This window comes from Myxococcus sp. MH1, assembly GCF_059738865.1.
In genome coordinates, this window is sequence record NZ_AP026947.1 from 1758568 (window position 1) to 1773169 (window position 14602).

The 14602-nt window shown below is 71.4% G+C and carries 13 protein-coding genes; 10 read left to right on the forward strand and 3 right to left on the reverse strand.

The window, feature by feature from the left end; translation table 11 throughout:
* Positions 1-7: 7 nt before the first annotated feature.
* Positions 8-790, forward strand: coding sequence for a hypothetical protein (locus tag AC6JA9_RS07285; protein WP_497959327.1), 783 nt, complete (start codon positions 8-10; stop codon positions 788-790).
* Between the two features lie 3 nt (positions 791-793).
* On the opposite strand, the gene AC6JA9_RS07290 is transcribed toward AC6JA9_RS07285, so the two are convergent.
* Positions 794-2347 carry an LVIVD repeat-containing protein gene (locus tag AC6JA9_RS07290; RefSeq protein ID WP_497959328.1) on the reverse strand — a complete coding sequence of 518 codons (1554 nt, stop codon included), beginning with the start codon at positions 2345-2347 and terminating at the stop codon, positions 794-796.
* A 144-nt stretch (positions 2348-2491) separates the two neighbouring features.
* Here AC6JA9_RS07290 and AC6JA9_RS07295 point away from each other — a divergent pair, with 144 nt between their 5' ends.
* Both AC6JA9_RS07295 and AC6JA9_RS07300 read left to right on the forward strand, forming a co-directional pair.
* On the forward strand, positions 2492-3499 hold the full coding sequence (locus AC6JA9_RS07295) for a hypothetical protein (protein WP_223746330.1): 1008 nt from the start codon (positions 2492-2494) through the stop codon (positions 3497-3499).
* A gap of 103 nt (positions 3500-3602) precedes the next feature.
* On the forward strand, positions 3603-4598 hold the full coding sequence (locus tag AC6JA9_RS07300) for a WD40 repeat domain-containing protein (RefSeq protein ID WP_223784805.1): 996 nt from the start codon (positions 3603-3605) through the stop codon (positions 4596-4598).
* A gap of 12 nt (positions 4599-4610) precedes the next feature.
* On the opposite strand, the gene aat is transcribed toward AC6JA9_RS07300, so the two are convergent.
* Both aat and AC6JA9_RS07310 read right to left on the reverse strand, forming a co-directional pair.
* Positions 4611-5309, reverse strand: coding sequence for a leucyl/phenylalanyl-tRNA--protein transferase (gene aat, locus AC6JA9_RS07305; protein WP_497959329.1), 699 nt, complete (start codon positions 5307-5309; stop codon positions 4611-4613).
* Positions 5310-5321: 12 nt separating this feature from the next.
* Positions 5322-6164 (reverse strand): LEA/WHy family protein, encoded by an 843-nt coding sequence (locus AC6JA9_RS07310; protein ID WP_223784806.1) that lies wholly within the window; start codon positions 6162-6164, stop codon positions 5322-5324.
* Positions 6165-6220: 56 nt separating this feature from the next.
* On the opposite strand from AC6JA9_RS07310, the gene AC6JA9_RS07315 reads away from it, so the two are divergent.
* The 7 genes from AC6JA9_RS07315 (at position 6221) to AC6JA9_RS07345 (ending at position 14411) form a co-directional block, all read left to right on the forward strand.
* Complete coding sequence (locus AC6JA9_RS07315) at positions 6221-6859, forward strand: hypothetical protein (RefSeq protein ID WP_497959330.1); 639 nt, start codon at positions 6221-6223, stop codon at positions 6857-6859.
* 838 nt (positions 6860-7697) lie between these two features.
* The gene (locus tag AC6JA9_RS07320; protein ID WP_497959331.1) at positions 7698-9809 is read left to right on the forward strand and encodes a TonB-dependent receptor plug domain-containing protein; all 2112 of its coding nucleotides are present in this window, start codon (positions 7698-7700) and stop codon (positions 9807-9809) included.
* Between the two features lie 29 nt (positions 9810-9838).
* A complete protein-coding gene (locus AC6JA9_RS07325) occupies positions 9839-10519 on the forward strand; it encodes an HmuY family protein (RefSeq protein ID WP_408887948.1) in 681 nt (226 codons plus the stop codon).
* Positions 10520-10556: 37 nt separating this feature from the next.
* The gene (locus tag AC6JA9_RS07330; protein ID WP_408887947.1) at positions 10557-11648 is read left to right on the forward strand and encodes a hemin-degrading factor; all 1092 of its coding nucleotides are present in this window, start codon (positions 10557-10559) and stop codon (positions 11646-11648) included.
* A complete protein-coding gene (locus AC6JA9_RS07335) occupies positions 11645-12517 on the forward strand; it encodes a heme/hemin ABC transporter substrate-binding protein (protein WP_408887946.1) in 873 nt (290 codons plus the stop codon). The genes AC6JA9_RS07330 and AC6JA9_RS07335 overlap by 4 nt, the downstream gene beginning before the upstream one ends.
* Positions 12514-13611 carry a FecCD family ABC transporter permease gene (locus AC6JA9_RS07340; RefSeq protein WP_223746338.1) on the forward strand — a complete coding sequence of 366 codons (1098 nt, stop codon included), beginning with the start codon at positions 12514-12516 and terminating at the stop codon, positions 13609-13611. Before AC6JA9_RS07335 ends, AC6JA9_RS07340 begins: the two co-directional genes overlap by 4 nt.
* A complete protein-coding gene (locus AC6JA9_RS07345; RefSeq protein WP_141324226.1) occupies positions 13608-14411 on the forward strand; it encodes a heme ABC transporter ATP-binding protein in 804 nt (267 codons plus the stop codon). The genes AC6JA9_RS07340 and AC6JA9_RS07345 overlap by 4 nt, the downstream gene beginning before the upstream one ends.
* Positions 14412-14602: the final 191 nt, after the last annotated feature.

Genomic DNA, 14602 nt, shown 5'->3' on the forward strand with positions numbered 1-14602 from the left:
AGCCCCGATGCCCGCTCGCATGTATTCCCTTGGAGCACTCCTGGCCCTCCTCGTCCCCACGCTGGCCCTGGCGTGGCCGGTGGACCTGGTCCGTCCCCTGGACGTCGACAAGGAGCAGTTCCAGAAGCTGGCGGCCGTCGAGTGGGTGGAGGTGGAGGACCCCTCCGTGGCCCACGTGGAGGTGCTCCAGGGCAGCAACGAACTGTTGCTCAGTGGGCGAAAGCCCGGGCGCACGCTGATGCTCCTGTACGCGGAGGGGCGCTTCGCCGTGTGGCGGCTCACCGTGGGCAACCCCCCGGACGAGGACGTCACGCCCCGGCTGGCGGCGGCGCGCAAGGCGTGTCCGGACCTGAAGGCCACGCAGGGTGCGGAGCGCGCGCTGACGGCCACGGTGAAGGACGCGGCGTGCCGCGCGGCGCTGCTGGAGGTGCTGCGCACGGACGCCTTCGTCGCGCGGGACCTGGAGCTGACGTTCGACGTGCCGGCGCTGCAGGAGCAGCTCACGTCGTTCACCACCGCGCTGCAGCCGCTGGGCCTGGAGGCGCGCTACAGCGGCGCGGGGCTGGTGGTGTCGGGCTCGGCGAGCCGCGAGGACTGGCACAAGGCGCTGTGGGAGCTGTTCCGCCGCTCGGCGGGGCGGGTGCCGCTGGAGGACCGGGTGGAGGTGAAGGCCCCGGAGCCCTCGGCCGCCACGCCGGACGCGGGCCCGGACGTGAAGCCGGAGCCCCCGGTGGAGATTGAAATCCTCAAGCCCGCGCCGAAGAAGCCCACGCGCAAGAAGGCGCAGTGAGGCTCAGGGCGTCTCGCGCAGGATGAGCAGGCCGCGCGAGGTGTCCACGGCGTAGACGAAGCCATCCCCGGGCACGCGCATGCCGATGGCGCCGTCGTAGAAGCTCTCGCCGCGCATCGGGTCGTCCGGACGGAAGGTGTTGTAGTGGGCCACCTCGCGGGGGCTCTCCGGGGTGGACACGTCCAGCACGCGCACGCCCTCGTGGTACCAGGCGACGTAGAGCTTCGTGCCGGACAGCACCATGTTGTGGATGGAGACGTGCTGGCGCAGGCGGTACTCGCCGATGCGCTTGGGGTTCGCGGCGTCCGTCACGTCCAGCACGCGCAGGTGCGCGCCCCAGTCCTCGCCGCCCTCGAAGGCGATGAGGCGCTCGCCGTAGCGCGCGACGGCGCTGGCGTGGCTGTTGGAGTGCTCGTAGCGGTACGCGCCGAGCTGCCGGGGCGCGGCGTCGTCCTGCAGCGACGCGATGACGTAGCCGGCGCGCCAGAAGTTGACGTAGAGCCGCCCCTCGAAGGCGAACATGTCGTGGGGGCCGTAGGACGTCGCCGCGGTGAAGCCCGTGGCCTGGAAGGTGCCCGTCAGCTGGGGGTCGAGCGGCTGGGAGATGTCATAGACGAGGACTTCTCCGGTGGGCGCGGGGGACGCGGCGAACAGGCGGTTTCCCTCGACGAACACCGTGTGCACGTTGGTGCGTGAGGTGCCCATCGCGCGCACCTCCAGGGGCTCGCCCGGGGTGCTGATGTCGAAGACGATGACGCCGCGCGAGTCGCTGGCGATGTAGAGCGCGTCGTCCTTGGCCCACACGCCGTTCCAGTAGTTGTCGTTCGTGCGGCGGATGTTGCGGGTGAGCCGGGGGTGGGCCGGGTCGCTCACGTCGTAGACGAAGAGGCCGCCGTACAGGGACACGACGTAGGCGTGGCCCTTGGTGACGTAGACGTCGGCGGCGAGTCCCGCCGACACGGCGGTCTCGGACATCAGCTCCAGGCCGGAGGACACCGGCTCGCCGTCGCGAGGCGTCACCTTCCACGCGTCGAAGGTGCCCTCGCTCTCGAGCCGGCCGTTGATGCAGTCCACGTAGCAGCCCTGCAGGCGGTTCGGAGCGGGGGACTGGCAGCCGATGAACGAGCGGCGTCGGGAGGTGGTGCCCGAGGTGAATGAGCCGGAGGCGAAGACGACGCCACCGGCATGCACCTGCCGCGTGTCGAGGGGCAGGCCGCCCGCGTACTGGTCGCCCGAGTCCGCCAGCCGCATCGATTGCGACGAGAAGGCGTAGGTGTTGCCGTAGCGGGGCGTGCGCGCGCGCACGTGAATCGTGTAGACGCCGTCGGGGTCCAGCGAGGCGAGCTGCCCGGGGGTGCAGCCGGTGATGTCGAAGCTGCCCAGGCTGCCGCAGGCGTTGGAGGCGGCGTCCACGCCGCAGGTGGCGAAGGGGCCCGTGTCCTCCCAGTCGCCCTCGTCGGCATTGCTGACGGGAGGTTGGGGCTCGGGGTCGGGCTTGTCCTTGCCGCAGGCCATCAAGGCCAGTGTCATCGCGGCCAGCATCGACAGGGCGCGCATGGGCTCATCCTGGTGAGTGGGTGTCGGGGTGTTCATATCGCGAAGGTGCTGGCCGTGCTTCGGGCGCGGTGCGTCGAGGTGCCGCCAGGCGCCGGGCTTGGGGTATGAACGCATCCAGGATTCGAGTCGCCTGGAGGAGAGCGGATGCGATTGTCGATGCGGTCGACTGCGTGGGTGTTGGGGTGGGCGCTGCTCGCGCCGTGGAGCGCGGGGGCGCAGGACGATGATGGCTCGGTGAAGTTCATCGTCCCCTCCGACGTGGAGCGGGGCTGTCCGAAGCGCCCGGACGTGGTGCCCTTCACCCAGCGCTCGCAGGCGGGGCTGGAGGGCTCGGGCTGGTTGGTGCACCAGGCCATCATCCCCGAGTCGAAGGACCCCTACTTCAAGGGGCTGGAGCGGGAGCGCGCCGGCGTCAAGCGGGTGGACGAGCTGGACATCCGGAAGCTGGGCGCGCCGGACCCGACGATTCCACTGTGGATCTACGGCAAGACGGACGCGGTGCCCTGTCGCGCGGTGCCGAGCGCCTGGTGGGCCGTGCGCATGGGCGCCACGGACGCGGAACGCAAGACGTTCCTCATGGCGGAGGTGCAGGCGGAGTGCGACCTGCTGCCGCCGGGCAGGTTGTCCGGCACGCCGGTGGCGCTGCGGCAGAAGGACGAGCCCACGGGCTGCAAGCTGCGCCGACCGACGGAGCGCGAGACGGGCAAGGAGGCGGAGGGGCTCCCCTCGGACGTGATGGAGTACGTGCCCGCGCGCGACTGCGACATGCCGGAGTGCGGACGGCTGTGGGAGCGCATCGGCGCGAGCTGGGAGGACGGCACCACGGTGAGCGACTTCCTGGTGACGTGGATGGAGCGCGCCGGGAAGAAGAACCCGTGTGACTGGGCCACGGAGGACCTGTCCCTGGTGCTGCACAAGCCCATCGGCGCGCTGACGCCCGTGCAGCTTCGCAATGGCGGCTCGGTGTTCTTCGGCGGCCTGCACGACAGCGGCGGGCTGAAGTTCATCCTCACGCGGGACTTGATGTCGCTCTACGTGCACGAGGTGGCGAAGCCCAAGGCCGCGCCGAAGGCCGTGCGCTACAGCAGCCCCTCGGAGGAGGACCTGATGGTGCAGCAACGCACCCTGTCCCCGTGCAAGGTGAGGCGCTGAGGGAGTTCGTCGTCTCCGGTGACCGGGGACGCGCCCTGGCTTCGCATGCGGAGGGTGGGGCGCGGTCAGGCCCCCGCTCCCGCCCCGTCGGCCGAGCATCCCCATGCGAGCTTCCCGTCCCGTCATCACCGAGTCCAACGCGGAGAGCCTCAAACCGGTGGCAAGGCTCGGTCCCGCTGTGCCGGACTTGTTTGCCTGTGGCCAGCGGCTCGTCTTCGACCCGACGGGTGCCCGGCTCGGCGCGCTGGCGCGGAGGGGACAGCCCCTGCGGTGGTGGGATGTGGAGACGCTCTCGCCGGAGCCGATGGGCACCCACGAGTCCGCGTCCGGAATGCACTCCCTGGCGTTCCCTGACGCCGAGCACGTCTTGACGGTGGTGTCCGCGAACCGGTCGCCCCAAGGACCGTGGCGGCCGAGGTTGGTGGCCTTCTGCGCGACGGACGGTGCACAGGTGCGTGAGCGGCACCTGACGCACGCGGTGACCCGGCTCGCCGTGTCCTCGGATGGCGCGCGGTTGCTGCTGATTCCGTTGGAAGGTGACTCGCCCGAGGTGTGGGACCTGAAGTCCTGGCGGCCGCTTCGTGAGCTCACGCCGATGGACCTGGGCGTGTCGGTGACGGCGTGCGCGCTCTCTGCGGAGGGCCGCTACGCCGCGGTGACCTTCCACGCCGATGACCGACGCAGCGAGAACCTGTGGCTCTGGGACGTCGCCTCCGAGGCCCGCCCCGTGGCGCTCTCCATCGACGCGTCCACGGTGTGGAGTCTCGCCTTCCATCCGACGCAGCCGCTGCTCGCCGTGGGCGGAATCACGGAGGAGGTCGCCGTGGTGCACGTGGGCGAGCGTCGCCAGGTGAAGTCGCTTGCGGGCTTCCAGGGCTACGCGTGCAACCTGAGCTTCAATCCCGAGGGCACACTGCTCGCCGCCTCTCGCGATGGCCGAGGTTTCGGCGTGCATCGCTTCGACACGGGCGAGGCCCTGTTCAGCCATGGCGACGGCGAGGACCTGCACACGAGCGACGCGGTGTTCTCGCCCGACGGGCGCCTGGTGGCGTGGGGCAGGGCGGACGGCACCGTGGAGCTGTGGGGCGTGGAGGACTGACGCTCGCGCTCGTCACTCGGACGCGGGCTGGGTCCACTTCCCCTGCCGCGTCGGTTGGCGCAGGGCCTCGCGCAGCGCGGTGAGGAAGCGCTTCCGGGGCCAGGACTCCGCGCCGAAGCGCGACAGGTGCTCGGTCTCCACCTGGCAGTCCACGAACTGGAAGCCCCACGCCTTGAAGCGCTCCACCGCGGTGACGAAGGCCACCTTCGACGCGTCCGGCGCCAACGCGAACATGCTCTCGCCGAAGAACGCCGCGCCCAGCGACACGCCGTACAGCCCGCCCTTCAACTCGCCTCCCGCCCACGCCTCCACCGAGTGCGCATAGCCGCGCTCGTGCAGCGCGACGTACGCCTCCAGCATCTCGTTGGTGATCCACGTGCCGTTCTGCCCGGGGCGCGTCACGCGGCCGCACTCGGTGATGACGCGCGCGAAGGCCGTGTCGTAGCGCACCTCGTACTCGCCCCGCGCCAGCGTCTTCTTCAGGCTGCGGCCCACGTGGAGCTTGTCCGGCTCCAGTACGAAGCGCGGGTCCGGCGAGTGCCACAGGATGGGGTCCCCCTCGCTGAACCAGGGGAAGATGCCACGCGAGTACGCCGCCAGCAGCCGCTCGGGGCTCAGGTCCCCGCCCACGGCGAGCACGCCGCTCTTGTCCGCGCGGTCCGGAGGAGGGAACAGCTCCGGGTGCTCTTCACTCAACAGATAGATGGGCACGCATCGCCCATCCTAGCGGGACACGTTCAGCTTCACCTCGCCCGTCAGCGAGTACGGCACCCGCATCAGTGGACCCGTCAGCTCTCCTGTCACCCCATAGGGCAGGATTCCCCGTGAGATGAGGGACTTCACCTCCGGCCCCCACGAGTCCTTCGTCACCGCCACCTCCACCGGGTACACACCCGTGGCGGACGCATCCACGCTGTCGGCCTGGGCCAGCGTCCCGCTGTCCAGCGCCTTGCCCGCCACCGCCACCTGCCACGTCAGCCCATCCAGCTTCAGCGGGAAGGGGTTGGGGTTGCGGATACCCAGCCGGAGGTTGAGCTGCACCTCCTCGGCCGAGTAGCGCGCCCCATCCAGCTCCTCCACCACCACGGTGGGGAGGCGGGGCACGCGCACCGCGCGGCTCGCGGCGAAGGGGACCTGCTGCTCGGAGTCGCCGGAGCGCACCACCAATACGCCTCGGAGGGCGAGCAGCACCGTGCCGCCCTGGGCGCTCAGGCGCGCGAGGTCCTCGGGGCTCTGGACGTAGGCGGCCTTCTCCTCGAAGGAGACCTCCGTCGCGGTCCCGGGCTGGAGGGCTGTCTCCAGCCTGGCGGAGCCCTTCTTGAGGACCTTCCCGTCGGAGACGAGCTCGTAGTCGGCCCGCTCCACCATGCCGGGGCCGGCGCTCTCGAGCTGGGCGCCGAAGCGCAGGGTGGCCTCGGTGAGGCCCTGGGATTCCACGGAGGTCTGCTGGCCTGTCAGCGAGGCCGAGGCCGACGGACGGGAGGGGGCCGAGGCGCACCCCAGACCCAAGCAGACGAGTGCCGCGAGCTGGACGACGAGCGAAGTCTTGCGCATGACGCTAGACATTGTGTGCACCCTGGAGGGCCTCCCCAAGGGCTTTTCCGCTAGACTGTCCACCACTCGTGGTCCGACGCCGCCCCAACTTCAACAAGACGGTCCGCGCCCTCATCCGGGACATCGCGACGAAGCTGCCGGAGTTCGCCCACGTGAAGGCGGGCCGCATCCTGGTGGTGGCGGGTGAGGCGCGCCGAGCCTCCCGCGGCACCGTCAAGCCCCTGTGCTTCCGGGGCGGCAAGAGCAAGGACCGCCGGGGCCGGCGCAAGCCCGTCATCCGCATCCGCGGCCGGCGGATGCTCTACTGCATCACCCTCCGGCCGCTGTTCTTCCGGGGGTCCACCGCCCGGGCCCGACTGGAGACGGTGATGCACGAGCTCTTCCACATGTCGCGCCGCTTCGACGGCACGCTGCACTCGGGGCGCAGGCACGCGGTGCTCGGCAAGGACTTCTCCCGGAAGCTGCGCCCCCTGGTGCGCCGCTACCTCAAGCAGTGCCCTCCGGAGCTGCTCTCCGCCCTGGCCCTCACCGGCGAGGTGCGCGTGCTCCAGTGGCTGGAGCGTCCCGGCCCCGCCTACGTCCCCGGCACCCACCGGCGCGTGCGCAAGGTCTACACCGAGGACCAGCTCTATTACGGCATCGCCCGCATGGTGACGACCAAGCCTCGCATCCAGCGCGAGGCCGCCGCTCGGCCCAAGCTCCACTGAACCCGAGGGGCACGTCCAGCTCCCGCTTCAGGGCGAGGCCGCTGTTCGCCCCAAGCTCCACTGAACCCGAGTGGCGCGCCCAGCTCCCGCCTCAGGGCGAGGCCGTCGCCTGAGCGAAGCCCCACTAAGCCGAGAGGTAGCGCCTGGCTTCTGACTCAGCGGCGCGCTCGCTCTCCGCGCGAAGTTCCGCTGCGCCGAGGGGCTGCTGCGCCCATCTCCCGTCTCCGTGGTGCCTCGCCAGTGCGGTGACGCCCGGGCCGCGTCCTCATCGAGAGGCCGTCTGCGCCCATCTCCGCAGTGCCCCGCTCGCGAAGTGACTCCCCGCCTCCCCATTCGCGAGCCCTCCGCTCGCCCCGGGCCCCACGAGTGTCCGCCCCGGACAGTCCCTGGGTGCGCCAATCCCCACTCACCGTCCTCCTGGAACCCGCACTTGTCCACCCCGGGACAGAACCTGGGAGAGAAGATTGACTTTGATAATGAGTATCAATATCGTCAGTCGCGTTTCAGACACCGGGGTGGAGATGCGCGACGGATGCCAGCGGGAAGGCGAGGCGGGCGAGCTGCGGTGTCTGTGCGGAAGTCTGCTGGCGAGGCGGGTGCCCGAGGGCGTGGAGCTCAAGTGCCGGCGGTGTCATCGGACGCGGGTGGTGCCGCTGGAGCGGCCGCCGGGTGATGGGCGCGCGAAGGGCGCGCACGGTGGAGCGGTGGGAGTTCCGGGGCGCCCGTCCCGGGGTGTCACAGGTTTGGACTTTGAGGCCCGAGGCCGTTGAGCCCAGTGCCCCGTGGGGACTCCAGGACGCTGGGGAGTCTCGACCGGTCGCGGGCCGGAGGACGTTGTATGCGCGGCAGTTGGTGTCTCTTCGTGTTGGCCTGTGCCGCGCCGTCGATGGCGTGGGGCTCGATGTCGTCGGAGCCCGGGGCCGCCGCGCCCAAGTCCTCTGTCCCTTCTGAAGTTCAGTCCGCCGGGGAGCAGGTCCCGGCGCAGTCGGAGTCTTCCGCGTCGGGCGTCACCGAGGATGCGGCGGAGCAGTCGAAGCAGGCCGAGGTCGTCGCGGGTCCAGGGGCCTCGACGACCTCGGCATCTTCGACGCCCGTGCCCGCGGACGCGTCGCTCGACGAGGTGCCCACGGCGCGCACGGTGGTGACGGCGTCGCGCAGGCAGGAGCGGCTGAGCGAGACACCGGTGGCCACCGAGGTCATCACCCGCGCGGAGATCGTCGCCAGCGGCGCACGCGACGCGTCGGAGTTGCTCGCGGCACACCCGGGCCTGGTGGTGAACCAGACGTTCGCGGGCGCGTCGCTCCAGGTGCAGGGCCTGGGACCCGAGTACGTGCTGGTGCTGGTGGACGGCGAGCGCGTCGCGGGCCGCGTGGCCGGCAGCGTGGACCTGTCGCGCCTGTCCCTCGAGGACGTGGAGCAGGTCGAAATCGTGAAAGGTCCCTCGTCCGTCCTCTACGGCAGCGACGCGGTGGGCGGCGTGGTGAACTTCATCACGCGGCGCGCGCGCAGGCCGCTCGGCGGAGAGCTGCGGCTGGCATACGGCCAGCTGGACCGGCTGGACCTGGACGCCACGGGTGAGGCGCGAGGCGAGAACTGGGGTCTGCGGCTGAGCGGCGGCCTGCAGCGCCGCGCGTCCTACGATTTGGACACGACCGACGTCGGCACCAGCGGCAGCAGCCTGGACGGCTTCGACGTCTCGGCGAGCGGCGACCTGAAGAACCAGGGGGCGATGTCGCTGGAGGCGTCCGCGGGCGTCTCGCGGCGCACCCAGCGCGGCATCGACCTGGGCGCCACCGGCGCGGTGTTCGACCGGGCCAGTCGAGACACGTCCATCAACTCGCGCGTGGCGCCGTCGTGGAAGCTGAGCGACGACGCGTCGCTGCGCGTGGAGGGCTCGTACTCGCGCTTCCAGCGGACGTACCTGCGCGACCAGCGCCGCTCCTCCGCGCTGGACACGGTGGAACAGACGCGCGACCAGCAGGCCCGCCTGGGCACGCAGCTGGACGCGCGCCTGGGTGAGCGGCACGCGCTCGTCGTCGGCGCGGAGGCGCTGGGCGAGTGGCTGACGGCGGACCGGCTGGAGACGGGCACGGGCGAGCGGGGCCGAGGCTCTCTGTACGCACAGGACAGCTGGACGCTCCTGACGGAGCCCAGGCTGGTGGTGGTCCCCGGCGCGCGCGTGGACGTGGACACGCAGTTCGGCTCGGCGGTGACGCCCCGGCTCGCGGCGAAGGTGGACCCGCTGTCGTGGCTCACCGTGCGCGCCAGCTACGGCTGGGGCTACCGGGCGCCGGGCTTCCAGGAGCTGCTCATCGACTTCGAGAACCCCTCGGTGGGCTACGTCGTGCGCGGCAACCCGGACCTGAAGCCGGAGCGCTCGCGCAGCTTCAGCGTCGCCACCGAGGTGCGCCCCACGGAGCGCTCGCTCTTGTGGGTGAGCGCGTTCCAGCACTCGCTGCGCGACATGATTGGGACGTCGGTGGAGCAGGGCGGCGAGCAGCAGCAGTTCTCCTACGTCAACGTGGCGCGCGCGCGGGTGCGCGGCGGCGAGCTGGGCCTCCGTCAGCAGTTCCCGTGGCGACTGTCGGGGGAGCTGGCGTACTCGCTCACCGACGGCCGCGACCAGTCGCAGGAGCGCGCGCTGGAGGGCCAGGCGCGTCACCGGCTGACGGCGCAGGTCACCTGGCGCCACCGCGAGTGGGGCCTGGAGACGTGGGTGCGCGGCGCGCTCGTCGGTAAGCGCCCCTTCTATCCGGACACGGATGGGGACGGCGTCGCCAACCCGTACGACTCGGACGCGTACCTCTCCCTGGACGCGCGCATCGCGTGGCGTCCGCGCGAGGCGCTCCAGTTCTTCGTCATCGGCTCCAACCTGGCCGATGCGGGCAACCCGACGGACCTGCCCATTCCTCCGCGTTCCTTCCAGGCCGGCGTCGCTGTCCGGCTGTGAGCTTCCACCCCCACTTCCCAGGAGCCCGTATGTCCCGTCCCACCTTCCTCTCCGCGTCCCGCGTCGCCGCCGCGCTGTGCCTGTCCGGTCTGCTCGCCGCCTGCGGTGACGACCTGGCGCCCACGCCGGGCGAGGACCTGGACCCGACGGACGGCACGCACATCAGCCACGTGAGCAATGCGGACGGCTCCATCACCACCACGGTGAACGCCACGGACTCGTCGGTCTGGATTGGCCTGGACCTGGACGAGGGCGCGCAGGTGTCGCCGGAGACGGACGCGCTCTGGGACCTGTCCTTCAATCGCTACCACATCCGCTCGCGCGGCGGCGTCAACGGCACGGGCGGAGTGGAGGTGGCGGTGGTGTCCGGTCAGGACTTCGCGGGGCTGACCCAGGCGCCCGCGAGCGGCTACGCGGTGGACCAGGACGACGGGGACGACGAGGGCTCGGACCCGGACACCGTCTTCGAGGCGAACGGCGCCTGGTACTCCTATGACGTGTCCACGCACAAGCTGACGCCGCGCGCGCAGGTGTACGTGGTGCGCACCGACTCCGGCGCGTACGTCAAGGTGAAGATGGAGTCCTACTACGACGACGCCGGCACGCCCGCGATGCTGAAGCTGCGCTGGTCGAAGCTGACGGCGCCCACGGGTGGCGCGGCCGTCGATGACGTGCCGTCCGAAGAAATCTCCGCCGAAGCCTCGCGTTGATGTCGCCGTCCTGTTCCCCCCTTTCCAGGTGTCCGCCATGATTTCCAACCCTGCCTCCACGGCCTCCTCCTCCGAGCCCACCGCCCTCCTCCAGCGTTGGAACGCGCTGCGCGAGGCCGAGCCGCGCATGCGCATCCGCGACGCGGCCCAGCAGTTGGGCGTGAGCGAGGCCCAGCTGCTCGCCACCGGCGTGGGCGGCGACGTCGTCCGGTTGGACCTGCGCCTCGATGCCCTGCTGCCCCGGCTGGACACGCTGGGCAAGGTGATGACGCTCACGCGCAACGAGAGCGCGGTGCACGAGAAGCGCGGCCTGTATCGCAACATCGAGGTGAACGGCGCGGTCGCGCTGGTGCTCGACGAGAACATCGACCTGCGCCTGTTCCTGACGCGCTGGCGCTTCGGCTACGCGGTGCGCGAGACGCGGCCCGAGGGCATCCGCCGCAGCCTGCACTTCTTCGACGCCACCGGCATGGCCCTGCACAAAATCTATCTGGAGGACGAGCAGGGCGTCTCCGCGTTCGAGCGCATCGTCGAGGACTTCACCCACGCGGAGCAGACGAAGGTCGTCCCCGTGGAGGCGGCCACCGCCCCCGAGGCGCCGCGTCCGGACGCGGACATCGACGTGGCGGGCCTGGTGGAGGGCTGGCGCGGGCTGCAGGACACGCATGACTTCTTCCCGCTGCTGCGCCGCTTCAAGGTCGCGCGCACCCAGGCGCTGCGGCTGGTGGGCAAGGAGTTCGTCACGCCCGTGGCGTCCGCGTCGCTGACGTGGGTGCTGGAGAAGGTGGCGGCCTCGGGGCTGGCCATCATGGTGTTCGTGGGCAACCCCGGCGCCATCCAGATCCACACCGGCCCGGTGCACACGGTGAAGGCCATGGGCCCGTGGATGAACGTGCTGGACCCCAGCTTCAACCTGCACCTGCGCACCGACCACATCCACTCGGCCTGGATCGTCCGCAAGCCCACGCGGGACGGCGTCGTCACGTCGCTGGAGCTGTTCGACAAGGACGGCGAGAACATCGCGCTCATCTTCGGCAAGCGGAAGCCGGGCGTGCCCGAGTCCACCGACTGGCGGGCCCTGGTGGAAGAGCTCGTCGCCGTGCTGCCCGCGCCCGGGGTGGTGTCATGAAGCGCTGGAGCCTGGGGCTCGCCGCGCTGCTCCTGTCGCAGGGGGCGCTGGCCGCCACGCCCCCCGTCGCCGCGAAGAGCGCGCCGGTGAAGCTGGTGACGGTGGGGCCCGCCGTCACCGAGACGGTGTTCGCGCTGGGGATGGGCGAGGCCGTGGTGGGCGTGGACGACACCAGCCTCGCGCTGCCGGTGGCGCGTGGCCGTCCCAAGGTGGGCTACCAGCGCGCGCTCGCATCGGAGCCCCTGGTCGCGCTCGGCGCCACGGCGCTGCTCGCGTCCGAGGAGGCGGGGCCTCCGGGCGTGCTCGAGCAGCTGCGCTCGGCGGGCATGGACGTCGTCATCCTGTCCAACAAGCCGACGCTGGACGAGGCGCGCAACCGCGTCCGCGTGCTCGCCAGGAAGCTGGGGCGCGAGTCCCAGGGCGAGGCGCTGGTGGCGGACCTGGAGAAGCAGCTCCAGGACGCGGCGGCGCGGGCCGCGAAGGGCAAGCAGGGCAAGCCCGTGCGCATCCTCGCGCTGTACGCGCGGGGGGCCAACGCGCTGATGGTCGCGGGCAAGGAGACGCCCACCGACGAGCTCATCCGTCTGGCGGGGGGCGCCAACGCGGTGACGGAGTACTCGGGGCACCGGCCGCTCACGGCGGAGGGTGTCATCCTCGCCGCGCCCGACATCATCCTGGTTCCGGATGGCACATTGACGGCCATTGGCGGGGAGGCAGGGCTGCGCGACGTGCCGGGGCTGTCCCAGGCGAAGGGCTGGAAGGCGACCACCGTCGAGGACGTGCACTTCATGAGTCTGGGGCCGCATCTGGGCAAGGCCGTGCAGCGCATCCAGGACGGCATGGGGTTGCCGGCGCGGGACGCGAAATGAGCGCCTCGGACGTGGCACCGGCTCCCGCGAGCTATCCCGCGCGCGAGTCGGTGAATCCGGCCCGTCTCCGTCCACGTCCGTGGTGGGTGTTGGGCGCGGCGCTCGGGGTGGCCGCGCTGACGTCGCTCTCGGTGGGCTCGGTGCGGGTGCCGCTGTTGGGGCTGGCGGGCAGCGTGCTGGGAGCGCTCGGGGTGGAGACGGGGCATCGGCTGGAGGCCGTGCAGGAGGCGGTGTTGCTGTCCATCCGCCTGCCGCGCGTGGTGCTCGGGGTGATGGTGGGCGCGGTGCTGGCCACGTGCGGCGCCGCGCTCCAGGCCCTGTTCCGCAACCCGCTCGTGGAGCCGGGGTTGTTGGGCACCTCGGGCGGCGCGGCGCTGGGCGCGGTGCTGGCCATCATCCTGGACCTGTCCATCGATTCGAGGCTGGGCGCGTTCAGGCTGCTGGCGGTGCCGGGCATGGCCTTCATGGGCGCGCTGGGCGCGACGTTGCTCGCGCAGCGGCTGGGCACGGGGGGAGGACGCTCGGAGACGACGCGGGTGCTGCTCGCGGGCGTGGCGGTGACGGCGGGCGCGGGGGCGGGCATCGGCCTGCTCACGCACATCGCGACCGACGCGCAGCTGCGCACCATCACCTTCTGGACGTGGGGCAGCCTGAGCGGGTCCTCGTGGAGCGTGGTGGGCGCGGCCGCGGCGCCGCTCTTGGTGGCGCTGGCGCTGCTGTTGCGAGAGGCGCGCTCGCTCAACCTGCTGCTGCTGGGGGAGCGCGAGGCGTGGCACCTGGGCGTGGACGTGGAGCGGCTCAAGCGCAGGCTCATCCTGGCGGGAGCGCTCGGCGTCGGGGCGGCGGTGTCGGCGTCGGGCGTCATCGGCTTCGTGGGCCTGATGGTCCCCGCGCTGCTGCGGCTCGGGATGGGGCCGGACCACCGTCGGTTGATGGGGGCCTCGGCGCTGCTGGGCGCGGCGCTGCTCGTCGTGGCGGACACGCTGACACGCACCCTTGCGGCTCCGGTGGAGCTGCCCGTGGGCGCGCTGACGTCGGCGCTGGGGGTGCCCGTCTTCATCGCTCTGCTGGCGCGCAGCAAGGGGACCCTATGAGCCTGGAGGCACGAGGAGTCGAGGTGTGGCGGGGCCGAGGGCGCACGCTGGGGCCACTGTCCCTGGAGCTGGTGCCCGGCGAGGTGCTCGCCGTGGTGGGGCCCAACGGCGCGGGCAAGTCCACGCTGCTGTCCGCGTTCTCGGGCGAGCTGCCCTGCACCGTGGGCGAGGTGCTGCTGGATGGGCGCCCGCTCTTGAAGTGGCCGTCTCGCGAGCGCGCGCTGCGGCTGGGCGTGCTCCCGCAGGAGTCGTCCCTGGGGTTCGGCTTCACCGTGCTGGAGGTGGCGCTGCTGGGACGCAGTCCGCATCCGATGCGCGGTGACAGCGGCGCGGACCTGGACGTGGCGCAGGCGGCGCTGGACGTGATGGACATCCGTCACCTGTCCTCGCGTCCGTATACGTCGCTGTCGGGCGGCGAGCGGCAGCGCGTGCAGCTGGCGCGCGTGTTGGCGCAACTCTGGGATGCGCCCGCGCATGGGGGCCGTTACCTGTTGCTCGACGAGCCCACGTCGAGCCTGGATTTGTCGCATCAGCACCTGGTGCTGGAAGAGGCGACGCACTTCGCGCGCAACGGTGGCGCGGTGCTCGCGGTGCTCCATGACTTGAACCTGGCGTCGCGGTACGCGCATCGCATCGCCGTCATCGCGGGAGGTCGGCTGGTGGAGCTGGGCCCTCCCGCGCAGGTGCTCCGCGCGGACCTCATCGCGAGCACCTTTGGTCTGCAGGTCCAGGTCGTCGAGTGGCCGGAGGTGCCCGGTCCCTTCGTCATCCCCTCGGGCCGCGTCTCACCTCCCGCGTGAGCGGGAGTCTGGCAGTCGTTGTCTGAAGCTGCTTCTCGCGGGGGTGTGCGGCGAACCCGGCCTCCCTCCAGGCTGTACCGCCGGGCGCCCGCCCCCGCGAGGAGTGTTCTTGTCTGACCCCAGGCTGACCGCCCGTCCTCGGGCGTGGAGCAGCCGGGCAGGCGGTGTTCCAGCTGCTGTTGTCTCCTGAT